20 protein-coding genes are annotated in these 23,695 nt (G+C 71.1%); 11 read left to right on the forward strand and 9 right to left on the reverse strand.

Annotated elements, in window-relative coordinates:
• The first annotated feature begins 200 nt into the window (after positions 1-200).
• Both ACIA3K_RS21680 and katG read left to right on the forward strand, forming a co-directional pair.
• Positions 201-653 carry a Fur family transcriptional regulator gene (locus ACIA3K_RS21680; RefSeq protein ID WP_396803241.1) on the forward strand — a complete coding sequence of 151 codons (453 nt, stop codon included), beginning with the start codon at positions 201-203 and terminating at the stop codon, positions 651-653.
• A complete protein-coding gene (gene katG, locus ACIA3K_RS21685) occupies positions 650-2,926 on the forward strand; it encodes a catalase/peroxidase HPI (RefSeq protein WP_396803242.1) in 2,277 nt (758 codons plus the stop codon). Before ACIA3K_RS21680 ends, katG begins: the two co-directional genes overlap by 4 nt.
• Positions 2,927-3,025: 99 nt before the next feature.
• Here katG and ACIA3K_RS21690 read toward each other — a convergent pair whose 3' ends face one another.
• Together ACIA3K_RS21690 and ACIA3K_RS21695 are read right to left on the reverse strand one after the other, a co-directional pair.
• Positions 3,026-3,223, reverse strand: coding sequence for a DUF397 domain-containing protein (locus ACIA3K_RS21690; protein WP_357125562.1), 198 nt, complete (start codon positions 3,221-3,223; stop codon positions 3,026-3,028).
• Positions 3,214-4,017 carry a helix-turn-helix transcriptional regulator gene (locus tag ACIA3K_RS21695; protein WP_396803243.1) on the reverse strand — a complete coding sequence of 268 codons (804 nt, stop codon included), beginning with the start codon at positions 4,015-4,017 and terminating at the stop codon, positions 3,214-3,216. Before ACIA3K_RS21695 ends, ACIA3K_RS21690 begins: the two co-directional genes overlap by 10 nt.
• 438 nt (positions 4,018-4,455) lie before the next feature.
• Here ACIA3K_RS21695 and ACIA3K_RS21700 point away from each other — a divergent pair, with 438 nt between their 5' ends.
• Positions 4,456-4,785: a hypothetical protein gene (locus tag ACIA3K_RS21700; RefSeq protein WP_396803311.1), complete on the forward strand. Its 330-nt coding sequence runs from the start codon at positions 4,456-4,458 to the stop codon at positions 4,783-4,785.
• A 153-nt stretch (positions 4,786-4,938) separates the two neighbouring features.
• Complete coding sequence (locus ACIA3K_RS21705; protein WP_396803245.1) at positions 4,939-5,553, forward strand: dihydrofolate reductase family protein; 615 nt, start codon at positions 4,939-4,941, stop codon at positions 5,551-5,553.
• Between the two features lie 67 nt (positions 5,554-5,620).
• Here ACIA3K_RS21705 and ACIA3K_RS21710 read toward each other — a convergent pair whose 3' ends face one another.
• Positions 5,621-7,009 carry a PHB depolymerase family esterase gene (locus ACIA3K_RS21710; RefSeq protein WP_396803246.1) on the reverse strand — a complete coding sequence of 463 codons (1,389 nt, stop codon included), beginning with the start codon at positions 7,007-7,009 and terminating at the stop codon, positions 5,621-5,623.
• A gap of 276 nt (positions 7,010-7,285) precedes the next feature.
• Here ACIA3K_RS21710 and ACIA3K_RS21715 point away from each other — a divergent pair, with 276 nt between their 5' ends.
• Both ACIA3K_RS21715 and ACIA3K_RS21720 read left to right on the forward strand, forming a co-directional pair.
• Positions 7,286-8,278 (forward strand): PaaX family transcriptional regulator C-terminal domain-containing protein, encoded by a 993-nt coding sequence (locus ACIA3K_RS21715; RefSeq protein WP_396803247.1) that lies wholly within the window; start codon positions 7,286-7,288, stop codon positions 8,276-8,278.
• A gap of 76 nt (positions 8,279-8,354) precedes the next feature.
• Positions 8,355-9,251, forward strand: coding sequence for an SAM-dependent methyltransferase (locus tag ACIA3K_RS21720; RefSeq protein WP_396803248.1), 897 nt, complete (start codon positions 8,355-8,357; stop codon positions 9,249-9,251).
• A gap of 34 nt (positions 9,252-9,285) precedes the next feature.
• On the opposite strand, the gene ACIA3K_RS21725 is transcribed toward ACIA3K_RS21720, so the two are convergent.
• Positions 9,286-9,657: an ArsR/SmtB family transcription factor gene (locus tag ACIA3K_RS21725; RefSeq protein WP_396803249.1), complete on the reverse strand. Its 372-nt coding sequence runs from the start codon at positions 9,655-9,657 to the stop codon at positions 9,286-9,288.
• A gap of 96 nt (positions 9,658-9,753) precedes the next feature.
• Positions 9,754-11,217: a PepSY-associated TM helix domain-containing protein gene (locus ACIA3K_RS21730; RefSeq protein ID WP_396803251.1), complete on the reverse strand. Its 1,464-nt coding sequence runs from the start codon at positions 11,215-11,217 to the stop codon at positions 9,754-9,756.
• Between the two features lie 273 nt (positions 11,218-11,490).
• Here ACIA3K_RS21730 and ACIA3K_RS21735 point away from each other — a divergent pair, with 273 nt between their 5' ends.
• Positions 11,491-12,183, forward strand: coding sequence for a GAF and ANTAR domain-containing protein (locus ACIA3K_RS21735; protein ID WP_396803253.1), 693 nt, complete (start codon positions 11,491-11,493; stop codon positions 12,181-12,183).
• Between the two features lie 43 nt (positions 12,184-12,226).
• On the opposite strand, the gene ACIA3K_RS21740 is transcribed toward ACIA3K_RS21735, so the two are convergent.
• Together ACIA3K_RS21740 and ACIA3K_RS21745 are read right to left on the reverse strand one after the other, a co-directional pair.
• Positions 12,227-12,628, reverse strand: coding sequence for an STAS domain-containing protein (locus tag ACIA3K_RS21740; RefSeq protein WP_396803254.1), 402 nt, complete (start codon positions 12,626-12,628; stop codon positions 12,227-12,229).
• 264 nt (positions 12,629-12,892) lie between these two features.
• Positions 12,893-13,936 carry a polysaccharide deacetylase family protein gene (locus ACIA3K_RS21745; RefSeq protein ID WP_396803256.1) on the reverse strand — a complete coding sequence of 348 codons (1,044 nt, stop codon included), beginning with the start codon at positions 13,934-13,936 and terminating at the stop codon, positions 12,893-12,895.
• A gap of 1,040 nt (positions 13,937-14,976) precedes the next feature.
• Here ACIA3K_RS21745 and ACIA3K_RS21750 point away from each other — a divergent pair.
• The 3 genes from ACIA3K_RS21750 to ACIA3K_RS21760 all read left to right on the forward strand — a co-directional run bounded on the left by ACIA3K_RS21750 (position 14,977) and on the right by ACIA3K_RS21760 (position 19,102).
• On the forward strand, positions 14,977-17,043 hold the full coding sequence (locus tag ACIA3K_RS21750) for a PQQ-dependent sugar dehydrogenase (RefSeq protein ID WP_396803257.1): 2,067 nt from the start codon (positions 14,977-14,979) through the stop codon (positions 17,041-17,043).
• Positions 17,044-17,219: 176 nt separating this feature from the next.
• Positions 17,220-18,293: a glycerophosphodiester phosphodiesterase family protein gene (locus ACIA3K_RS21755; protein ID WP_396803258.1), complete on the forward strand. Its 1,074-nt coding sequence runs from the start codon at positions 17,220-17,222 to the stop codon at positions 18,291-18,293.
• An 86-nt stretch (positions 18,294-18,379) separates the two neighbouring features.
• Positions 18,380-19,102, forward strand: a complete 723-nt coding sequence (locus ACIA3K_RS21760; protein WP_396803260.1) for a hypothetical protein — start codon at positions 18,380-18,382, stop codon at positions 19,100-19,102.
• Between the two features lie 69 nt (positions 19,103-19,171).
• On the opposite strand, the gene ACIA3K_RS21765 is transcribed toward ACIA3K_RS21760, so the two are convergent.
• Complete coding sequence (locus ACIA3K_RS21765; RefSeq protein WP_396803261.1) at positions 19,172-20,536, reverse strand: serine/threonine-protein kinase; 1,365 nt, start codon at positions 20,534-20,536, stop codon at positions 19,172-19,174.
• A gap of 46 nt (positions 20,537-20,582) precedes the next feature.
• On the opposite strand from ACIA3K_RS21765, the gene ACIA3K_RS21770 reads away from it, so the two are divergent.
• The gene (locus ACIA3K_RS21770; RefSeq protein ID WP_396803262.1) at positions 20,583-21,128 is read left to right on the forward strand and encodes an RNA polymerase sigma factor; all 546 of its coding nucleotides are present in this window, start codon (positions 20,583-20,585) and stop codon (positions 21,126-21,128) included.
• Between the two features lie 27 nt (positions 21,129-21,155).
• Here ACIA3K_RS21770 and ACIA3K_RS21775 read toward each other — a convergent pair whose 3' ends face one another.
• Positions 21,156-23,450 (reverse strand): BTAD domain-containing putative transcriptional regulator, encoded by a 2,295-nt coding sequence (locus ACIA3K_RS21775; protein ID WP_396803263.1) that lies wholly within the window; start codon positions 23,448-23,450, stop codon positions 21,156-21,158.
• Between the last annotated feature and the right edge of the window lie 245 nt (positions 23,451-23,695).

A 23,695-nucleotide genomic window follows, 5' to 3' on the forward strand; every position in this document is an offset into this window, starting at 1 on the left:
AGGTGTACGCATCTTCCGAGGTCAGTGATCGATCAGGGGTGGCCGTGGAGAGGGTGGTCACCGACCGGTCGCCGGACAACATCCGACGAATGTGGGCCGGAACTTCCGGAGACTTTCCGGACCTTCGGACGCCACGCCGAGGCGCCGGGATGGCGAAAACTTGATCCGTTCCAAAAAAGTGAGCTAGTGTGCAGCGCGTGATGTCCGACCTCGAAGCGCAGCTGAGAGGGGTCTCGTTACGAGTGACGCGACCCCGGCTGGCCGTGCTCGCGGTGCTGCGGGACCACCCCCACGTCGACACCGACACGGTGATCGCGCTGGTCCGGGCGGACCACCCCGCCATCTCCCACCAGGCGGTGTACGACGTGCTGCGCGCGCTCACCGACGCGGGTCTGGTGCGGCGCATCCAGCCGGCCCGCGCGACCGCCCGCTACGAGTCGCGGGTGGGGGACAACCACCACCACGTGGTGTGCCGCTCCTGCGGCGCCATCGCCGACGTCGAGTGCGCCGTCGGCCACGCACCCTGTCTCACCGCCTCGAACGACCACGGCTTCGTGGTCGACGAGGCGGAGGTCGTCTACTGGGGCACCTGCCCCGGTTGCGCGGCCGACCGCACCTCCCAGCGATCCGCCAGTTCGGAAGGAAGTACATGAGCGACACCCAGGACAACGTCCCCACCAGCGCACAGGGCGTGGACCAGAAGGCCGCGGCCGGCTGCCCGGTCGCGCACGACTCGGTGACCGCCCAGGGCAGCGAGAGCGAGAACCCGGCGATCGACTCGCCGACCCCGAAGACCGGTGGTCGCCCGCGCACCAACCGGGACTGGTGGCCGAACCAGCTCGACCTCTCGGTGCTGCACGCCCACTCGCACAAGGGCAACCCGCTCGGACCGGACTTCAGCTACGCCAAGGAGTTCGCCAAGCTCGACGTCGAGGCCCTCAAGCGGGACATCACCGAGGTCCTCACCACCTCGCAGGACTGGTGGCCGGCCGACTTCGGCCACTACGGCGGCCTGATGATCCGCATGAGCTGGCACGCCGCGGGCACCTACCGCATCGAGGACGGCCGTGGCGGCGCCGGTGACGGTGGTCAGCGGTTCGCCCCGCTCAACAGCTGGCCGGACAACGCCAACCTGGACAAGGCCCGCCGCCTGCTGTGGCCGGTCAAGCAGAAGTACGGCCAGCAGATCTCCTGGGCGGACCTGCTGGTGCTCGCCGGTAACGTGGCCCTGGAGTCGATGGGGTTCAAGACCTTCGGCTTCGGCTTCGGTCGCGAGGACGTGTGGGAGCCCGAGGAGATCTTCTGGGGTCCGGAGGACACCTGGCTCGGCGACGAGCGGTACGCCTCCGAGAAGGAGATGGCGGCCGGCGTCGGTTCGACCGAGATGGGCCTCATCTACGTCAACCCGGAGGGCCCCCGCGGCAACGCGGACCCGGCCGCGGCGGCGCACTTCATCCGTGAGACCTTCGGCCGGATGGCAATGAACGACGAGGAGACCGTCGCCCTCATCGCCGGTGGCCACACCTTCGGCAAGACCCACGGCGCCGGTGTCGCGGACAACCACGTGGGCCCGGAGCCCGAGGGCGCCCCGATCGAGGCCCAGGGCCTCGGCTGGCTGAGCACCCACGGCAGCGGCAAGGGCGGCGACACGATCACCAGCGGTCTCGAGGTGACCTGGACCGACGTGCCGACGCAGTGGAGCAACCGCTTCTTCGAGATCCTGTTCGGCTACGAGTGGGAGCTGACCACCAGCCCGGGTGGCGCGAAGCAGTGGGTCGCGAAGGACGCCGAGGAGATCATCCCGGACCCGTTCGACCCGTCGAAGAAGTACCGGCCGACGATGCTCACGACCGACCTGTCGCTGCGCGTCGACCCGGCGTACGAGAAGATCTCGCGCCGTTTCCTGGAGAACCCCGACCAGTTCGCGCTGGCCTTCGCCAAGGCCTGGTACAAGCTGCTGCACCGCGACATGGGTCCGATCGAGCGCTTCCTCGGGCCGTGGGTCGCCGAGCCGCAGCTGTGGCAGGACCCGGTGCCGGCCGTCGACCACGAGCTGGTGGGTGACGCCGACATCGCCGCCCTCAAGGCGAAGGTCCTCGACTCGGGCCTCACGGTCGAGCAGCTGGTCTCCACCGCCTGGGCCTCCGCCGCGAGCTTCCGCAACACCGACAAGCGCGGTGGCGCCAACGGCGCGCGCATCCGCCTGGAGCCGCAGCGCAACTGGGAGGTCAACCAGCCGGAGCAGCTCGCGACGGTGCTGAGCGCGCTGGAGGGCATCCAGCAGGAGTTCAACGCCGCCGGTGGGGCGAAGATCTCGCTCGCCGACCTGATCGTGCTGGCCGGCTCGGCCGCCGTCGAGAAGGCGGCGCGCGACGGGGGCGTCGAGGTGACCGTGCCGTTCCGGCCGGGCCGCACCGACGCCACCCAGGAGCAGACCGACGTCGACTCCTTCCGGGTCCTCGAGCCGCGCGCGGACGGTTTCCGTAACTACCTGCGCGCCGGTGAGAAGACCCAGCCGGAGGTGCTGCTCATCGACCGTGCCTACATGCTGAACCTGAGCGCGCCGGAGATGACCGTCCTCGTCGGCGGCCTGCGCGCCCTCGGGAACAACGTCGGGGGTGCGTCGCACGGCGTCCTCACCGACCGGCCGGGCGTGCTCACCGGTGACTTCTTCGCCAACCTGCTCTCCCCGGGCACCCGTTGGAAGGCGTCGGAGACCGACGAGCACGTGTACGAGATCCGCGACCTGGCCACGGACGAGGTGAAGTGGACCGCCACCGCGGTCGACCTCATCTTCGGCTCCAACTCCCAGCTGCGCGCCCTCGCCGAGGTCTACGCCAGCCAGGACGCACGCGAGAAGTTCGTGCGTGACTTCGTGGCCGCCTGGACGAAGGTCATGGAGCTCGACCGGTTCGACATCGCCTGATCCCGCTTCACCCGACGAGCCCCGCAACGCCCTGAATTTCAGGGAGTTGCGGGGCTCGCTGGAACCCGCAGGGGACCGGTGGTCTCTGCCTAGTACTGGTCAGGTCGCGGGGTGAGTCTTTGCCATGTCGACGAACGCCCGCCAAGCCGTCGGACTGAAGACCAGTGCGGGACCTGCCTGGTCCTTCGAGTCCCGGACGCCAACGACGCCGGGCAGGTTGTCGGAGACCTCCACGCAGTTGCCGCCGTTCGTTCCGGACTTCGTCGACTTACGCCAACGGGCGTGGGTCATGTCCATGTCTTCGCCGTTTCCTTGATCAAGTCTCGGGTGGATCTGCGCGGGAGGGCGTCGCGGAGGATCGCTTCCCACGTCTTTTGAAGCGTAACAATCTCGGCCGTGCCGCTGACGGTCTGAGACCGCACCTGGTAGTCCGTGTGCCCGACGACAGAGCCATCCGGCATCGTGGCGATGATGAACCCGCCCTGTAGGCCAGGGTAGAGCCCCGCGTCGTCCGGCACGACATGAATGTGGACGTGCGGAAGCTCGGCGACCGCCGCGAGGTGCTCGACCTGTTCCCGCATCAGCGTGCGGTCGTCGTCCACCGTCCGGCGCAGCACCGCGACGTCGAGCACGATCATTACGTGGGGAGGATCGTCGCGGGTGAGGATTGCCTGCCGCTCCATTCGCGACCGTACCCGCTGCGATATCTGCTCGGTGGTCAGCAATCCGCTCGCTTGAAGCGTCGCCCGTGCGTACGCCTCGGTCTGTAACAGGCCCGGCACGAAGGCCGGTTCGTACCAACGGAACGCCCGAGCTTGTTCCTCGAACTTGATCCACTCGCGAAGCCAGACCGGGGCCGTGTCGAGCGCCGCCAGCCGCTCTACCAGCCGCGCGAACATGCCGCCGGTCGTCAGCGCCTTGTCGATTGCCGTCGCGTAGTCACTGGTCGGCGGGCGAGTGCCGGTCTCAACGGCGCTCACATGGGTGCCGGAGTAGCTGATGAGTCTGCCGAAGTCGTCTTGATTCAGTCCCCGTGCCATTCGGGCGTGGCGCAACTCGTCGAGCAGGATCTCCGCCGCGGTCATGCTCATGTCCCCAACTCCTCCCCACCTCCGGCCCTCGCGTCCCCCAAGTCCCCTCACCAGGGCAATCGTTGGCCGTCAGGGTCTCTCCAACGTGGTCGAACACCTTCCGACACTAGGCGGTCACGGAACAGAGTGTCACCAGACGGCGCGGCCGGTGGAGGACCCGAACCCGGCGGACGCGTTCGTACCGGGGCCGCCCCTGTCCGGCGAGTAAACACGGGGGCGGCCCCTCCGACGACAGCGCGAAGGAGGCACCATGCGCTTCACGTTCTGGCGCAGCGAACCCGCTCCGAAAGTGCCTGTGCGTGGCCCCGCCCCGCGGCCTGCCCCGCGACTTTCGGCCTGGGTCACGTCGCACACCGAGGCGTTCCGCGTGAACGAGATCGGGCGAACAGGTCACCTGACCCCGGCGCAGGAGTTCCGGGCGAGCGGGGGTCGGACGTGATATCCACGCAGGTTTCCGTCCCTGAGCGGGGACCGGTCGCGGACCGTCCGCGTCAGCACCGCCAGGGCCCGCCGCACACGCCGTTACGGCCGCACTGGGCGTGCCGCGCCGACGGTCAGCCGTGGCCGTGCGCGACGGCCCGGCTCATGTTGAAGGCCGAGTACGAAAACTCAATGCCGAGCCTGTCGATCTACCTGGCCGGCCTGCTGTACGAGGCGATGCGCGACCTGTACCACCTGAACCCGCACGACGGGCCGAGCCCGCGAGCCCTGTTCGACCGGTTCGTGGGCTGGGGCCCGTTCCGTAAGCCCATCGTCGAGGCTTCGTGATAGCCGCACCGCCCGCCCTCGGATCTCCATCTCCCGTGGAGTGGTCGGGGCTCGTCCGCGTTTTCGCTCGCAGAGGGCGGTAACCGTCGTACGAGTTTGCGATGCTGTGCCCGTCTATGAGCCCGACAGCACCACACGTGAAGGAGCACCGCGATGGCGAAGGTCATCTCCACGCTGTTCATCTCGGCCGACGGCGTGGCCGAGATCGACCCGGACTGGCACTTCCCGTACTTCGACGAGAACATGGGCCGCGCGGTCACCGAGGACTACGACACGTCCGACGTGCTGCTGATCGGCCGGGTGACCTACGACAGCTTCGCCGGGGCCTGGCCCGACCGGGAGGCCGCCGGTGGCGAGGACGCCGGGTTCGCCAAGCAGCTCGGCGACGTCCGTAAGGTCGTCGTCTCCCGCCAGCCGTTGGACTTCTCCTGGCGCAACTCGGAGCTCGTCGCCGGCGACCTCGCCGAGGCCGTCGCGGCGCTCAAGGCCGACCCCGGGATCAAGGGCATCCTCATCCCCGGGTCGATCTCGGTCGTCCAGCAGCTCCTCGCCGCCAGGCTGGTCGACGAGCTGCGTCTGCTGGTGCACCCGGTGGCGGCCCGCAAGGGGCGCCGGCTCTTCGACGACGGCGACACGCCGTACCACCTGCGGGTCAGCGCGACCGAGGTGTTCCCGACGGGCGTGCTCCGCGTGATCTACGCGCCGACGGCGGCGCCCGGCGCGGTCGGCTACGACGAGGTCGTCGACCAGGTCCCCGCCGGGAACTGAGTCGAACCGGCCCCGTCGCCGTGGGCGACGGGGCCGGCCCGATCTCGTCGGAACGGATCGCTGTCGGTCAGGCGATCGCGCAGGTCGCGCCGTTGAGGGTGAACGCACCTGGCCGGGCGGTGTTGCCGGTGTGCGTGGCCTGGAAGCCGATGGTCACCGATCCGCTCGGCGGGATGCTGGCGTTGTAGGCGGCGTTGCGGGCCGTCACCTGGCCGGACGTGGGCGAGTAGGTCGCGTTCCAGCCCGAGGTGATGCTCTGACCGCCGGGCAGGGTGAAGACGAGCGACCAGCCGTTGACAGCGCTGGTTCCGGTGTTGGTGATGGTGATGTTCTCGGTCAGCCCGTTGTTCCAGGCGTTGATCGCGACGCCCACCCGGCACGCGCCCGAACTCGGCGGCGGCGTCGTCGGGTTCGGCGGCGGGGTCGTCGGGTTGGGCGGCGGCGTCGTGGGGTTCGGCGGCGGCGTGGTCGGGTTGGGCGGCGGCGTGGTGGGGTTGGGCGGCGGGGTGGTCGGGTTCGGCGGGGCGGTCAGGCCGAAGAACGCAACGGCGGCAGCGGCCATGCCACCGGCCGGCAGGCTGTGCCCCGCGCCCTGGATGCTGTACGCCTCGACCTGGACGGTCCCGCTGGCGTCGGCGTACCGGCGGCGGTTCCAGTTGGTCTGCGGCGTGTCGGTGGAGGTGGGTGTCTGGCTGAGCCCGAACACGTTGGTCCACTGCTCGATCGTCTCCTGCAACAGCGAGAACGGAACGAGCGTGTCGCTGGTGCCGTGCCACAACTGCACCCGTGGACGGGGACCGGTGTAGCCGGGGTACGCCCCGCGCACCGCGTCACCCCACTGCTGCGGGGTCCGGTTCATGTTCCCGCCGGTGCACTGGCTGCTGCCCGGCGGGTAGTCGGCCGCGTTGGCGAAGCAGTTGTAGGGGACACCCATGAACGCCGCGCCGGCCTTGAAGACGTCGGGGTAGAGGGCCAGCATGTGGTTGGTCATCATGCCGCCGGACGAGCTGCCGGTGGCGTACACCCGGTCGGGGTCACCGCCGTACTGCTGCTGCGCGTAGCGGATCATCGAGATGATCGACACGGGGTCGCTGCCACCGCCACGGCGCTTGGCGGCGTCCGACCAGGTGTCGAAGCAGTTGCCGAAGCCGGCCTGCTGGGTCGCCGATGGGTAGATCACGATGAACCCGTACCGGTCGGCCTGGGCGGCGAACTCGCTGCCGGAGTAGAAGCCGGGACCGGACCCGCCGCAGCCGTGCATGGCCACGACGATCGCCGGCCTGGTCGGGCGGGTGTCCGGCACGTAGACGTGCATGCGCATCCGGCCCGGGTTGTCGCCGAACGTGGTCACCTCGGTGAGGGAGGCGGCGTACGCGGGTTGGAGCGCGGGGGCCACCAGGCCGGCCGCCACCAGTGACGTGACCAGGCCGAGCAGCAGTTTCCTTCGGATTTTCACGGGGATGGCTCCTTCGATCACCTGTGCGGGGTGGGTGTGGGGTCGCGCGCTGTGCGGTCACGGGTGCGCCCGACTCCCGTGGTGATCGCGCCTCGCCCACTACGTGTGCTCGCCCTGTGCCCGGCTGCGTACGGCGTCGCGTAGCAGATAGTGTTCCTCGCGGTCGCCGAAGTGTCAATCGATGCATCTCGATCGGAAGGCGTTGGTGTCGACGCCGCCGCCCGCGCGGTCCGTCTACAGTCGGTGCACCGTCCCTGAGCCGAGCCGGGAGCGCCTGTGGCAAACCCCTTCCCGATCGAGGAGATCTATCCCGACGACGGGGACGAGCCGCCGCGACTGCCCCGGCGGCAGGCCGGCAGTTCCCCGCAGGACCTCGCGGTGACCCTGCTAGCCGACTACACGCTGCGGACCCGTGCGCGGGTCCCGTCCGCGGCCCTCGTCGCGCTGCTCGCCGAGTCCGGCGTGAGTACGGCCGGCGCGCGTGCCGCGATCAGCCGGTTGGCCCGGCGCGGCGTGCTGGAGGGCAGCCGGGAGGGTCGACGCAGCGCCTACCGGCTCAGCCGGGCCGCCGCCGCGAACCTGTCCAGCGGCGGGAGTTGGATCCTGGCCGCGACCACCGAGGTGGTCGCGTGGGACGGCTGCTGGACCATCGTCGCCTTCTCCCTGCCCCAGGATCGTGGCGCGCAGCGGCGGGCCCTGCGCGGCCAGCTCCGCTGGCTCGGGTACGCGCCCCTGTACGACGGGCTGTGGATCTCGCCGTACGAGCTGAGCGCACCGGGCAGGGCCCAGATCGCCCGGTTCACCCGGGGCGCCGTCACGGTGTTCCGTGGACGGCAGGCCGACCTCGACGCCATCGCCCAGCGCTCTCCGATCGACGCCTGGGACATCCAGGCGATCGGCCGGCACTACGAGGAGTTCCTCCGGCGGTGGACGCCCCTGGTGCCGCAGGCGCGGTCGGAGCGCGTCGACGGCGCGGCGGCCGTGCGCACGCGTACCGAGGTCATGGACACCTTCCGCCGCTTTCCGACCCTCGACCCGCGGCTGCCCCTGGACCTCCTGCCGGCCGGATGGCTCCGGCGGCCGGCGCGGGAACTCTTCGAGGCCATCTACGACGGCCTCGCCGCGCCTGCCGAGCGGCACGTCCGAGCGGTCGTCGCCCGGTTCGCCGAGGAGGCGCAGTCCGGCATCCGGGCGCACACCGCCGCCGACATCCTCGCCGGCGTACGCGGCGTCGAGCCGGCCGAGGCGGGCGAGGGCTGCGTCTCCTGAGCGCGGCGTCGGCGGGCACCCGCCCCGCCGTCGACGTGTGTACCTTGTGGAGGATGCGCGGCGAGGGGGAGGTCGGATGACGTCGCACGGCGGACACCCGGCGGCCACCGACCGGATCGACACCTCGGTCGCGCACCCGGCGGCCACCGACCGGATCGACACCTCGGTCGCGCACCCGGCGGCCACCGACCGGATCGACACCTCGGTCGCGCACCCGGCGCGTAGGTACAACTACCTGCTGGGCGGCAAGGACAACTTCGCCGCCGACCGGGCGTCCGGTGACGCCCTCGCGGCGGCGATGCCCACCATCCGGCTCGCCGCGATCGAGAACCGGATGTTCCTGCAACGCGCGGTGCGCTTCCTGGCCCAGCGCGGGGTCCGGCAGTTCCTGGACATCGGGACCGGCATCCCGACCGCCGACAACACCCACGAGGTCGCGCAGGCCGTCGACCCGTCGGCCCGTGTCGTCTACGTCGACAACGACCCGATCGTCCTCGCGCACGCCCGCGCGCTGTTGTCCAGCACGCCCGAGGGGCGGACGACGTACCTCGACGCCGACCTGCGCGCGCCGGCCGAGATCCTCGCCCATCCCGACCTGCGCGCGACGTTGGACCTGACCCAGCCCGTCGCGTTGATGCTGGTGGCCATCCTGCACTTCGTCCGCGACGACGAGGACCCCAAGGGCATCCTCGACCGGCTCGTCGCCGCGCTGCCGTCCGGCAGCTACGTGGTCGCCTCGCACGTGACCTGGGAACATCTGCCACCCGCGGTCACCGCCGGGCTGGCCGCCAACAACCGCGACGGCCGCTTCCAGGCGCGCAGCACCGAGCAGTTCGCGGCCCTGTTGGACGGGCTGGAACTCGTCGAGCCGGGCATCGTCTCGGTGGCGCGCTGGCACGCCGACGACGCGCCGCAGCCACGTCCGTCCGTGCAGGACGTGTCGTTCAACGGCGCGGTCGCCCGCGTTCGCTGACGACCGGCGTCACCGTCGCCGACGAGGCGACCGCTCAGCGGGTCTTTTTGGTCGGCCTCTTGCGGGGCGGGGTCAGCAGGTCGGCTATCGCCGCGATCGCCGAGGGCACGATGCGGTAGTAGGCCCAGACCCCACGCTTCTCCCGCTCGATGAGCCCGGCCTCGGTGAGGATCCGCAGGTGATGGCTCACGGTCGGCTGAGAGAGGTTGAGCGGCGCGGTGAGGTCGGTGACCGAGGCCTCGCCGTCCGGGGCGGCCTGGATCAGGCTGAGCAGGCGCAGTCGGGCCGGATCGGCGAACGCCTTCAGCACCCCCGCAAGCCGTTCGGCGTCGGCGCGCTTGATCGGCTCACCGGCGAGGGGCGAGATGGCAGGCATGGCGGTATTGGCAGTTCCCACGACAGTCATCGTTCCACCAAATTGACGGTTCGAGTGGCTGAACCGGACAAATCGCCGGACCGATCATGTGCTTCGCGCGACACCGACGCGCTCGGGTCCGACGGGTCAGCTCCCGGCCGGCGCCGGGGAGACGGGCATGGTGCCGGGACGCCGACGCCGGGACACCACGCCCGCGACGACGTCGACGGCTCCGAAGGCGAGCAGGCTGAGGCCGAACAGCGGTAGGGCCCAACCCACCGCCACGGTCACCGCCGCGCCGAGCAGCACCGCCCACCGGGGCAGCCGACGTACGCCTCCACGGGCCGGCGGTGCGCCGACGAGCGCGCGACGGTCGGCGCGGGTCGGCCGGCGCTGCCACCACATGCGGTAGCCCCAGACGACGACGCAGAGCAGCCCGAGGGCGAGCGCGGCGAGCAGGATCTGGTTGACCGGGCCGAAGAGGACACCCATGTGGGCCTGGGTGCCGAGGCCGCTCAGTTTCGCCAGGAGAGGCCAGTCGGCGAAGTCGCTGCGGGCGGTGATCGTCGCGCTGGTGGGGTCGACGGCGACCCGGTCCTTCGCGACCGGCCACGTGTTGTCGATCTGCGTGACGGTCCACGCGGTGCCCGGCTCTGCCGGGGTCATCTCGACCGGACCGGAGAGGTCGGCCGTACGAGCAGCCGCCAGGACCCGGTCGAAGGCCGCCGGGTCGACGACCCCTTGCGCCGGGGCGTCCCCGTGGTGGTGGCCGCCGCCGCTCTCGGCGGGAACGGCGGTGAGGCTGGTGGAGATCTCCGGGGAGCGCGCGTCGAGGGCGTCGAGGCCGGAGCCGAAGTTGGCCCCGGCGTAGCGGGACCAGGTCAGGCCGGTCACCGAGAGGAACAGCAGACCGACGACCAGCCAGACGCCGGTCGTGGCGTGCCATCCCCGGGTACGGCGGACACCCCTGCCGGTGGACAGGTTCGGCACGAACAGGTGCCGGGCGGCGGACCGGGAGGCCCCGCGTCGTCGCCACCACAGGAGCAGGCCGCCGAGGGCCAGCACCCAGAGCCAACTCGCCGCCAGCTCCGAGTAGTGCCGGCCCACCACGCCGAGGTGCAGGTTGCGGTGCAGGTCGTCCAGCCAGGTGGTGGCCGGCGTGGAGCCGAACCAGGTGGTGAGCTGACCTCGGACCTCGGCGGTGTACGGGTCGACGTAGACGGTGTGCACCTTCTCGCCGAGTTCGGGCAGGGAGAACGCCACCCGGGTGGTCCGGTCGCCGTCCCCGGGCTGGACGGTGGCGATGGTGCCGGTGGGGTGCGCGGCGCGGGCGGCGGCGATCTGGTCGGCGAGGGGGAGTGGACGGTCACCGCGCGCGGCCACGGTCAACTGGTCGCCGTAGAGCGCGCCGTCCAGTTGCGGCGCGACCGTGTAGGCGAGCCCGGTCAGCGCGGCGACCACGAGGAACGGCGCGACGAGGATGCCGGCGTAGAAGTGCAGCCGGACCAGCAGCGCGCCGAACGGCGAGGTGCGCCGGGTCGGCTGGGTCGGGAGTTCCGCCGGGGTGGACTCCTCCGGCGTCGGCGTGCCGGACAGCTCGGTCAGTGACATGTCTGGTAGTCGCGACATCGGCCGGTGTGGTTCCCGCCACTTCCGGATCGGATCGGGGTCGCGGCGTTTTCAAGAGGAGCCAATCTTCTTTCGCCTCGTTGTGGAGCTCTCCTCTGGTGCGGCCCGGGCGCCGGTGCGGGCGCGATCCAGCTCGAGTGGCTGCCTACCAGGATGAAGCGGGCCGCGCCGCAGGCCCTCGTCGTCGCTGACTGACCGTCGTCGCCCACCGTGAGTCGGGGTGTGAGCTGCTGACACGCCGGGTAGGGGACTGCCATGGATGCCTCCGACACGCTGGCTGAGCTGGGCCGGATCAGACTCGACGAGACCAGCCTCGACGACATGCTGGGCCGGGTCGCCGACCTCGCCCGCCAAGCCGTCGCCCCGGCCCGGGAGGTGTCGGTGACCCTGCTGCGCGGCGGCACCGCCTGGACGGCCGCGTTCACCTCGGAACTGGCCCGTGACCTCGACGACTGGCAGTACGAGTTGGGCCGGGGCCCCTGCCTGGATGCCTCCGCCAGCGGCGACACCCTCTCCCTGCCCGACCTGGCCGACGACCAGCTGTGGCCGGCGTGGGCCACCCGGGCCCACGCTGCCGGCGTGCGAAGCTCCCTGTCCATCGGGCTGCCGATCCAGGCGTCGGTGGTGGGTGCGCTCAACGTCTACGGCGGTACGGCGAACGCCTTCGATCCGGCCGCGATCGTCGTCGCGGAGCGCTTCGCGTCGTACGCGGCGGTGGCGATCGCCAACGCGCACCTGTACGACAACGCGACCACACTGGCCGAGCAGATGCGGCAGGCGATGCGCAGCCGCGCGGTGATCGAGCAGGCCAAGGGAATCGTCATGGGAGAGCGACGATGCTCGCCGGAGGAGGCGTTCGCGCTGCTGTCGAAGGTCTCGCAGGACAGCAACCTCAAGGTCCGCGAGGTCGCGGAGGGCCTTGTCGCGAAGGCGGTCCGCCGGGAGTGAGACACACCGACGTCCCCGCTATGCCGCCGGGCGACCTCGGAGCTCAGGTCGCCTGGGCCGGGCCGCACTCGCACCTGAGGCGTCCGGGGCGTGCCGGTGGCGGAACCAGGGAGGTCAGTGGGGGAGTGGCCGGGGACGTCGGGCCGTCGAGCCCCAGATGCGGCAGCACCCGGCAGGCGGCGAGGACGCGTAGCACGAACGGAGAGGGATCGCGCAGCGTCAGCCGACCTCCGGCCGATACGACCAGCTCACGGGCTCGCAGCAGGGCGCTCACGCCGCGGGCGCCACAGAAGCGGACCTCGGACAGGTCCAGCGCGATCATCGGCGCGGGAATGGCGCAGAGTGAACCCACCAGTTCGGTGAGCAGGTGGGCGTTACTCATGTCGATCTCGCCGCTCACCGCGATCGACAAGGTCGGACCGTCGTCCCGCAGCACCAGGGACATCAGGGGCGGGCGAGGTTCGATCCACTGCGGAGAGGGGAACTCGTACGGCTCGGACCGAAGCGGGGGACGCTGACCGATCACATGACACCTCCACCCGTCAAAGGGTTGGTTCGCCGTCCGCGACTCGTGTCGTCGCGCGGTCGACCACTGGAGGGCACCTGTCTTGACCCGGAACTCACCCTACCCTGTCGCCGACAAACCCGCACAAGGTGACGTGTCCCGCGTGGCGTTGCCGTGGCCGCCACGCGGGACTCGTCCGGGGTGTCAGCCGGCGCTACAGGAGCGGATCTGTGGCCGGGCGCTGCTGTTGCCGTTGAACATCGTGGTGAAGCCGAAGGTGTTGCCGCTGCCGTTGGACCGGACGGTCATCACCGTGCCGCTGCTGTCCCAGCTGGCGTTGCCGTTCCAGACGCTGGAGACCCGCTGCGGGGAGGTGAGGGCCACGACCACGGTCCAGGTGTTGCTGCCGCTGACCGTCACCGAGGTGTTGTAGCGGTCGCCCCACACGTTGGGGGTCGACGCGGTGGCGGTGCAGGATCCGCCGCTGGGCGGTGGGGTCGTCGCGCTGGGGGGCGGCGTGGTGCCGCTCGGCGGCGGGGTGGCCCCGTCGGGCGCGACCGCCCGGCCGGTGGACGGCGAGATCATGCCCGGGCAGAGGTTGCGGCTGGTCAGGTTGGCCATGATCTGCCCGATGGCGTCCCGGGTGTTCTGGATGCCGTCGTGCATGAGGATGACCTGGCCAGCCTGGAGGCGACTGGCGTTCGACACGATCTGACTGACGCTGGCGCCATTCCAGTCCTGGGAGTCGACGTCCCAGATCACCTGCCGCATCCCGAGCGAGGAGGCGACCGACTGCAGGGTGGAGTTGGTCTCCCCGTACGGAGGCCGGAACAACTGGGGTCGGACGCCGGTCGCCGACTGGATGGCTGAACTCGTCTGGGACAGGTCGGACTGCATCTGGGACTGACTCATCGACGTCATGTGGGCGTGGTTCCAGCTGTGGTTACCGACCCACATGCCGGCGGACACCTGCGCCTGCGCCGCCGACCGGTTGTTCTGCACGTTCTGCCCGACGTTGAACATGGTGGCCCGTACGCCGTTGTTGCGCAGCACGTTCAGCAGAGCGCTGGTGCTGCCGGTCGGGCCGTCGTCGAAGGTGAGACCGACGTAGCCGTTGCAGGTGGCGGCGTTCGACGGGGTGGCGGTGGCCGCGACGACGGCGCATGCGGCGGCGGCGGTGACGAGGATGGACAGCGCCGCCCGTAGTGGCCTGGACCGTACGAGCGTGCCAGCGGAGACAGTGCTCATCTGTGCCCCTTCTACCGGCCCGGTCCCGTCCCGGTGTGGAAGGAGAGCACGGTCCGGACGTGGTGGGTGGTGGGTGGGGAGATCGAGGCGACCTCGCGGACACCGGGTGCATCGATCACGGTGGATCGGAGTATTGCAGCGTAAATTCGAGGCCGTCAATAAGTTCCGGAAGTCCTCCGAGAGTGCTGCGGGGTCGTCACAGCGTGGTCATCTGGGTGCGGAGCAGTGGCGATCCACCTGCGACGACGCGCGGACCGTACGCGTGTCGGCCACCGAAGGTCGAGCGTCGGTCTCGATGATCCGGAAATTCATCGGAACTATCGGCATTAATCCGATCGCCTGGCGAGGTCCTTCAACGTCGGTTGCGAGTTCAATCTCCTGGCCAGTGTCGGGGCCAGCGAAGACGACTATTGGTTGGCGTGCCTGTGCCGTCTGACCTTTCGCAAAGTTTCCGAGAAACGTTGACATCGCAGTTCCGCCGTACCAATACTTTCGCCACCGACGGACCTCGATGAGCGTCGATCAGGGTCGTCCACGGCGACCCGAAACGCCGGCCGCCGATGGCGGGGCGGGTCGGCCGACGCCATCGCGTCGCACGACGTCGGTGCGCGCAGCGATCCATCCGCCGGGAGGCCCGCCCGGTCGGGGAGAGGCTGCGCTGCGGGGCCGCCCGGAGCGGCGGACCGGGCGGTCCGGCTCGGCGCCGACAAGGCGCTGGTGGCGCGGCGGTTGCTGGGCCGCCGCGCCACGCCGCGCCGCCATGCCGGCCCACCACACCGCACCGCCCGGCGCAGGCCCACCACGCCGCGCCGCCGCGTAGTCCCCGCCACGCTGTGTCGCTACACCATTACGCCGCATCGAGGCCGATCCGTGGAGAGCTGGCTTTGTTGACGTGGTTTGTCCTCGATCGATCGAGATCGTTGACATGTGCCGGAATTCCATCTTGGATGGTCGATGTTGTCTTCTCGTCGGTCTGGTCGGGCGCGTTGGGTCGCCCGACGTGGGGTCGGGCCGGCCGACGCCCCGACCTTGGAGGACGGATGAGCATTTTCGCGCGACTCAGACCACGACGGCTCCTGCCGCCGATCACCGTGGCAGTGCTGGTGGCCGTGACGCTCGGCGTGCCGGCGTCGGCGGCCGGCCCCTCGACGATCGTCGGCGCGGCGTCCGGCCGATGCCTGGACGTGGTGGGCGGCGGCCGGACCGCCGGCACCGGGATCAATATCTATGACTGCGGCGGACAGGCCAACCAGGCGTGGACGCTCACCGCGGCCGGCGAGTTGCGGGTGTACGACGCGACGATGTGCCTGGACGTCGTCGGTCAGGACACCAGCGCGCCGGCCGCCGTCCAGATCTACGGCTGCACCGGTGGGGCGAACCAGCGCTGGCAGATCAACAGCAACGGGACCATCGTCGGCGTCCAGTCGGGACTCTGTCTGGACGTGACGGGTGGCGGCACCGCCAACAGCACGACGGTCGGCCTCTGGACCTGCAACGGACAGGCCAACCAGCGGTGGACGTCGTCGTTCGGCAGCGCCGACAGTCAGCCACCCACGCCGCCCGGCAACGCCCGGGTCAGCGCTCTGACCTGCAACTCGGTGACGTTCGCCTGGAACGCCTCGACGGACAACGTGGCGGTGGCGTACTACGACATCTACCACGACGGCCAGCAGATGACGTCGGTGAGCGGAAGCACCCTGTCCGCCAACCTCACCGTCGTGCCCGGCGCGACCTGGGGCCTCTACGTCAACGCGCGGGACGCCGCCGGCAACGTGTCGCAGGCCAGCTCCACCGTGACGATCACCCCGCCGCAGTGCCAGGCCGACACCGTGCCGCCGAGCACGCCGACGCAACTCACGGGCAGCGCCTCGGGCACCACCGTCACACTGCGCTGGACCGCTTCCAGCGACAACGTCGGGGTCCGGGCGTACGACATCTACCGGGGTGGCGTGAAGATCGGCGCCGTGACGGGCGCTCCGCCGGTGACCACCTTCACCGACAGCGGCCTGGCGGCGAGCACCACCTACCAGTACCAGGTGGCCGCCCGCGACGGGCAGGACAACGTCTCTTCGCGCAGCGCCTCCGTCGCGGTGAGCACCGGTGCCAGCTGCGCCAACCCGGTGTGCACGGTCCGCCAGGTCACCACCGACACCGACGTCCCGTGGGGGCTGGTGACGCTGCCGGACGGGACCGTCCTCTACAACCGCCGCGACGCGCACGACATCATCCAGCTCAACCCCGCCACGGGGGCGAAGACCAATGTCGGCACCGTGCCGAACGTGCAGAGCACCGACGGTGAGGGTGGCCTGATGGGCCTCGCGATCTCGTCGAGCTTCGCCAGCGACCGGTGGCTCTACATCATGCACACCTCGCCGACGGACAACCGGATCGTGCGGATCAAGCTGGAGAACGGTCGGCTCACCACGGCCGGCGAACAGGTCCTGCTCACCGGGATCCGGCGCAACAAGTACCACAACGGTGGTCGGTTGCGGTTCGGCCCGGACGGGAAGCTGTACGCGAGCACGGGCGACGCGCAGAACGGCGCGTACGCCCAGGATCGTGCCGCTCTGGAGGGCAAGATCCTGCGACTCAACCCGGACGGCGGCGTCCCGAGTGACAACCCGTTCGGCAACTACGTGTGGAGCTACGGGCACCGCAACCCGCAGGGGCTCGCGTTCGACTCGCAGGGCCGACTGTGGGAGCAGGAGTTCGGCAACTCGATCATGGACGAGACGAACCTGATCACCAAGGGCGGAAACTACGGCTGGCCGGCCTGCGAAGGCACCAGCGGCACCTGCGGCACTGCCGGCTACATCGCGCCGGCGCGCACCTACCCGACCGCCGAGGGCTCCTGCTCCGGCATCACGATCGTGCGCGACGCCCTCTACGTCGCCTGCGCTCGCGGCGCGCGGATGTACCGGGCCGTGATCAGCGGCAGCAGCCTGACGAACGTGCAGACGTACTTCAGCGGCACCTACGGCCGGCTGCGCACGGTCGAGCCGGCGCCCGACGGCGGGTTGTGGCTCACGACCACGACCACCGGTGACAAGGACAGCATCCCGAACAACAGCAACGAGCGCGTCCTGCACGTCACCCTCGGCGGTTAGCCGCAGGGCGTTCGCCGACGGTCACCGCATCGACATGGTGACCGTCGGCGGACGGCAGGCGCTTCTGAGGTTCGGCGAGCGTTCACGTTCCGCTCGCGGCGAGGTCATCGGGGCCGACCGACTCCCACCTAGCGTGGCCAGGGCATCTGCACCTGAAGAGCTGAGGTTCTCGCACCATGTCCCTGCGTCACATTCTGGCGGGCCTCGTGGTCCTGCCCGCGCTCGCCGTTCCGGTGGCCGCGCACGCGTCGACCGTCGACAGTGCCCATGCGCTGCTCCCGCAGAAGACCCACTTCGACCTCCAGGCGCACCGCGGTGGCATCGGCATGACCACCGAGGAGTCGCTGGAGGGCTTCGCCAAGGCCCTGCGCCTCGGTGTCACCACCTTGGAGATGGACACCCAGATCACCAAGGACCAGAAGGTCGTCGTCAACCACGACCGCCAGGTCAGCGCGCAGAAGTGCGCCGACACCGCGCCGGTCACCGCCGGTGACCCGATGTACCCGTACGTCGGTAAGTACCTCAAGGACCTCACCCTCGCCCAGGTCAAGACCATGGACTGCGGCTACCAGCAGCTCCCGGGCTTTCCCGAGCAGGAACAGGTCAAGGGCTTGCGCATGGTCGAGTTGAAGGACGTCCTCGACCTCGTCAAGAGCTACCAGGCGAAGCAGGTCACCCTCAACATCGAGACGAAGGTCGAGGCCGGAGCGCCCGAGCAGACCGCGCCTCGCGAGCTGTTCGTCCGGCGCGTCTTCGAGGAGATCCACGCCTCCGGCATCGAGAAGCAGGTCACCATCCAGTCGTTCGACTGGGGCGCGCTCCGCCAGATGCACCGGCTCGCGCCGAAGTGGCCGCTGGTGGCCCTGACGAACTACGACTTCCTCCAGGTCGGCCAGCCCGGCGCGTCCCCCTGGCTCGGTGGGATCGACGCCGACGACTACGACGGTGACTTCGTCAGGGCGGCCGCCGCCATCCCCGGCATCACCGCTCTGTCGCCGAACTACGGTTTCCCGCAGAACGGCACCATCGGCGACGCGAACTTCCGCTTCTATCCCGACGCCACCATGGTCGCCGAAGCCCACGCCCGTGGCCTGAAGGTCATCCCGTGGACCTGCGACGACCCGGCGACCGTGTCCGCGCTGATGGACATGGGTGTCGACGGGATCATCACCAACTATCCCAACCGGGTGCGGGCGATCATGGCCGAGCGCGGCATGCGCCTGCCGAAGAGCTACCAGCCCCGCCACTGATCTCGGGTCGCCCCGATCCGTGAACCGTTACCCGGATCGGGGCATCCAACTTCGTGACAGGTGAAAATCACGGAGAAGGGACCCCCATGCGCTACGCGACGCTCACCTCGATGGCACTGAGCCTGACCATGGCCACCGGCTGCGCGCCGGAGACGGAACGGCTCGACGGCGACGCGGCACCCGCCGGCTCACCCCGGGCGAGCGCGAGCACCGCAGCGCCCTCGGCGTCGAGTGCTGCCGCGACCGGCAGCCCGCGGCCGAGCGGGTCCGCCAGCCGCACCGCCGGGCCGACCGCGTCTGCCACCCGTACCTCGGGGCCGAGTGGGTCGAGCGCCCAGTCCAGCGCGATCCGGCAGACCGACTGGCCCAACGCCACGATCAGCAACCTGGGCTTCTGCGGGCAGTCCGACGACACCGTCCGATTCCGCGACGGCTCGAACGGCTTCGACGTGCCCTGCACGATGCTGCCCGGCGGCGCGCGCCCGGTCTACGCCGAGTTCGTGGTCGAGGAGCCGGCGAACGCGCCGTCGACCGAGGACGCGCTGGTGTTGGTGGAGCTGGGCAATCCCGGTGCCGCACGGCGGCAGGCGCTGGTGCCGGTTCAGCTCTCCGACAACGGTCGAGGGCGGTACGCGTGGCCGGTCATCCAGGGGGACGCGCCGGCTGCGGGTGGCGCGCAGGTCATGACCTTCACGTCGTACCGGGTGGTGGGGCAGACCGTGGAGGCCACCGTCCGTCGCACGGACGGCGGCAGCGAGACCCGGCGGTGGCGCAAGGCCGACGGCTCCGGCAACTGGGAGCGGTTTTAGGCCGTGTGTCGAAGTCCCTGGCCGGCCTGCGACTTCGCCTCGGCTCGACCGAGGACTTCGGCACACGGCCTAGCCCTGCGCGATCGTCGGCCCGTCCACCCGCAGGGTGTCGAGGACCTCGTCGGTGCGGTCGGCCCCACCGGTCTGTCTCACCTGGACATAGACGCCGAAGGCACCCCCGGGCGCCATCAGGGTGACCTCGCTGAACGACATCGTGGTGCCGCGGCATCCCGACCAACGCCCGACGCTTCCGCGCAGCGCGCCGACCGTGACCGGGCGATCGGCAGCGCGTGTGCACCCACTGTGGTCCGGCAGAGCCGGCCCTCCCGTCCGGCTGGCGAGGGACGGGCTCGCCCCGGCGAACACCCCCGACGTCACGCTGCCCACATCGGGCCAGGCGGCGAGATCCGGGCCGACGAGCAGGCCCGGGGCCCGGCCGGCGGTCAGACCGACCACGGCCGGGTTCCAGCCGCGGTCGCGCAACTGCCGGGCCCAGCCGTCGGGTACGGCGATCGACAGCGCGCCGGTCACGTCACTCACCCGCGTCCAGCCGTGCGGTGCGAGCGGAGTCGGGGTCGATCCCGCCACGACCAGCGTCACCGCCGCGACGCCGACGGCGGCCACCGACCGGAGGACACGCCGCAGCGCCGGGCGGGCCGGAACCGGCGGCGTGGCGAGCACCTCCTCCAGAGCCGAGGCGTACGCGTCGGCGGTCGGCCATCGACGGCCCCGATCGCGGTGCAGGGCCCGGCGCACCACACGCTCGACGGCGGAGGGAACGCGGCGCGCGGTCACCGGGGACTGCCCAGGCGGGCCTCCGGTCAGCATGTGGTGGGTCAGGGCGCCGATCGAGTAGACGTCGGCCCGTTCGTCCAGTCCGCCGTTCGCGAGCTGTTCGGGTGCCATGTACCCGGGCGTGCCGGCGACCAGTGTGAGGCCGGAGGCGTGCGCGAGCGTCTTCGCCAGCCCCAGATCGGCGACCAGCACGCGGCTCTCCGGCCGGGCGGTGTCGAAGAGGACATTGGAGGGCTTGAGGTCCCGGTGCAGCACACCGTTGTCGTGCAGGACCGCCACCGCGCGGGCGACGTCGACGGAGATGCGCAGGGCCTCGCGGACCGGGAGCGGACCGCCGGCCAGACGGTCGGCGAGCGAACCGCCGTCGGCGTACGTCATCACCAGGTACGGCCGGCCGTCCGGCAGTTCGCCGACGTCCAGCACCCGGACCAGGTGGTCGGAGTCGACCTGCCGCATGAACCGGGCCTCCTGGCGGAAGCGGGCCCGGATGTCGGCCCGCTGTGACCAGTTGTCGGCGAGCACCTTGACGGCGACCGGGGACCGCAGTTCGTCGTCGTACGCCAGCCACACGGTGGCGAACGCGCCGGCCCCGACGGAGTGCGCGACGCGGTACCGGCCGATCTGCGAGGGAATGGACACGGCCGTATTATGCGGCGACAACACGGACGACCGGGGGGCGTCGACAGTGGACGGGGCGGGGACAGAGGAACTGGCACGCCGGGCCGCGGCCGGGGAGGCGGCGGCGCTCGACCAGCTGCTGTCCGCGATCGGGCCGCGGGTACTCGAGCAGTGTGGTCGGTTCCTGCCGTGCCGGCAGGACGCCGAGGAGGCGGCCCAGGACGCGCTCCTTCAGGTCGCCAGGCACATCGAGCGGTTCGAGGGCAGGTCGTTGTTCTCGACCTGGCTGCACACGGTGGTCGCCAACTCCGCCCGGCAGACGTACCGCTCGTTGCGGCGACGCGCCGCCGAGCACCCCAGCGACCTGCTACCCGCCGAGGTCGCCGACCCGCGCACCACGAGCGTCATCGCCGGAACCCGCCTGGACGTGCTCGACGCGCTGGACAGGTTGGAGGCGCACCGGCCGGAGCTCGTGACGGCGCTCGTGCTCCGCGATCTCTGCCAGCTGGAATATCCGCAGATCGCCGATCAGCTGGGCATTCCGGTCGGGACGGTGAAGTCGCGGATCCACCACGCCCGCAGACACGTACGGGAGTCGTTGCGGGAGCGGTGAGCCCGCCGGGTCACCCACGAGCGCCGGTCAGGCTGGATGCTCGATGAGACTCCTCGACGTCCGCTGCGCCGGGACACCGGCCGGACGGCCCGCGTCCACCTCCGCCGTCCACGGGGGTTGGGCGTCGGGGGTCCGCCACCGGGCGACCCGCGCCTCCGGCGCAGCCGCCGGATCCGCGTGCTGCCCGGTGTCGACGCCGGTCGTCGGGCTCGCCGGGGCGATGCCCAACTCCCGCATCCGCTCGACGTACGTGCGGTAGCGGCGTTGCGCCTCGCCGTGCCGTCCGGCCGAGCGCAGCACCTGCACCAACTCCAGATGGGCGTCCTCGTCGTACGGGTCGCGGTGCACCAGCCGCATCAGGTAGACGAGCTTCTGGTCGGTGTCCGGGGTGTGCTGGGCCAGGGCCCGCAGCACGCTGGTGTGGGCGGCCTGCGCCTCCTCCCGCAGCGGTTGGGCCCAGTCCTCGTACGGGTCGTCGGAGAGGAAGTCCCCGCCGTACAACTCGTCGGCGCGCACCAGCGCGCGGGACGTGTCCGGGTGCCCGGCCCGCAGGGCGGCCTGTGCCTCCTCGGCCGCGGTGAGGAACGTCTCGACGTCCACGTCGATCACGTCGAGGTCGATCGCCACCGAACCCCGGTCGGCCAGCACCGCCCCCCGACCGCTGGTGCGGCGCCTGGTGCTGAGCACCCGGCGCAGCGTGGACAGCAGCACCGACAGCCGGTTCGCGGTGCGCGACGGTGACTCGTCCGGCCAGAGCAGCTCCATCAGCCGGGCGCGGGGCACGGCGCGGCCCCGGTGCGCGACGAGGATCTTCAGCAGGTCCCGGGCCTTCTTGGACTGCCACTCGCCGTACGGGACGACGGCGCCGGCCCGGAACACCCGGAAGTCGCCGAGGGTGTGGATGACCACCGCCGGTACGCGCAGCGTGATCGCGCTGAGCCCGTCGGCGACGCCCGGGTCGAGGCGTACCCCGCAGCGGCGCAGTTTCTGCTCGGCGCCCTCGGCGCCGCGACGGGCCTGCCGACCCTGCAGGCGTGCGGCGATCAGCCGGACGGTGGCCTCCTCGGCCGGGTCGCCCAGCTCCCGGCAGAGCGCCGCCGCGTCGTCGAGCAGCCCGGCGGACGCGCGCGGGTCGTCCGCCGCGAGCACGGTGAGCTGAAGCGCCTCGATGAGCGTGGCGCGTCGCCGCCCGACGGTGGCCCCGGTGCGGGCCTCGGCGGCGTCGAAGTGGGCGGCGGCGGTGTCGCCGCGCAGCAGCGCCACCCAGCCGCGCGCCAGCAGGGCGTACGGCCGTTCGAGCTCGCGGGCCACGGTGACCGCCCGCTCGGCGAGGTCCTGCGCGGCGGCCGGGTCGTCGGCGGCGCGGATCCGCGCCAGCTCGGCGAGCACCCAGGCCGGCGAGGCGGGGTGTGCGGGAGACGTGGCCATGGCGCTCAGGGCGCCCTCCAACGCCTGCCGGGCCTGGCGTGGCTCGCGCCGCCGGCGGTGCACCATGCCGAGGGCGGCCAGCGAGAACGCCTCGTCGGCGGTGACGCCCGCCAGCTCCCGCAGGCGAAGACCTGCGGCGCCGTCGGCGAGCGCCTCCTCCAACCGCCCGAGCTGGCACTTCGCCACGGCGGCCAGGGTCAGCGCGTACGGCTCGTAGGCGGAGTCACCTGCCACCTCGGTCAGTCGTACGGCCGCCTCGGCCTGCCGCAGCGCGTCGGCGGCGTCGCCGGCCCGCAGCAGGTGGCCGGCCAGGTCCAGGTGGACCATGAGCCGGAACAGGTTGGCGTCGACACGGCGCAGCCCGTCGGTCGCCTCCGCCCGCGCGAGGGTCGCCATCGGGTCGCCGGTGGCGGCGGCGAGCAGCACGACCACCCGGGCGTACGCCTGGTGGGCGGTCGGTACGCCGCACGCGTGGGCGGCGCGGGCCGCCTCCTCGACGTCGGCGCCGGCCCGCTCGATGTCGTCGTCGAGCAGGTGGTGCACCGCGGCGTGGCAGTACGTCTGCACGGCGTGCGGCCCGGTCGCGCCGATCGGCGCGGTCGCCAGGAGGGCTGTCGCCAGGTGTGGTTCCCCGGCGAGGTGGTGCCGCAGCGCCGTGCGCCAGATCTGGGCGACCGGGCCGTCGGCCTCGTCGGGGTTCGCGGCGAGCAGGTCGGTCTGGGTGGCGAGCCACAGGTGCGCCGCCCTGCGGTCACCGGCGGCGGCGAGGTGCCGCAGCGCCCGCCCCGGATCACCGCTCGTGAGATGTCGTTCTGCTGTCGACGCGTCGCCTCCACCTTCGCTGCGAGCCGGCGGCGACGCGCGCCAGGCATGGTTGACAAGGTCTCCGGACATTCACCGCTCCTGTGTGCTCTCGTGGAGGATCAGGCGAGCGAAGAGACAACCGGGCCCTGCGAGTCGTCACCCGGCGTGGCTTCCCCCCGGCACGATCATTGCCTTCATCGAGCGGCATCGCCATAACCAAAAGAGTCGGTGTACTTACTGACTGCAATGCGCTATCGGCATAAAGCCGCGCTCAGGTTTCCCTCAGGTCGCCGCAACGGCACCCGAACGGTCCGTACAAGCAACTGGCACGGGCG

The sequence above is a fragment of the Micromonospora sp. NPDC051543 genome (assembly GCF_044454415.1).
Classification (GTDB): Bacteria; Actinomycetota; Actinomycetes; order Mycobacteriales; family Micromonosporaceae; genus Micromonospora.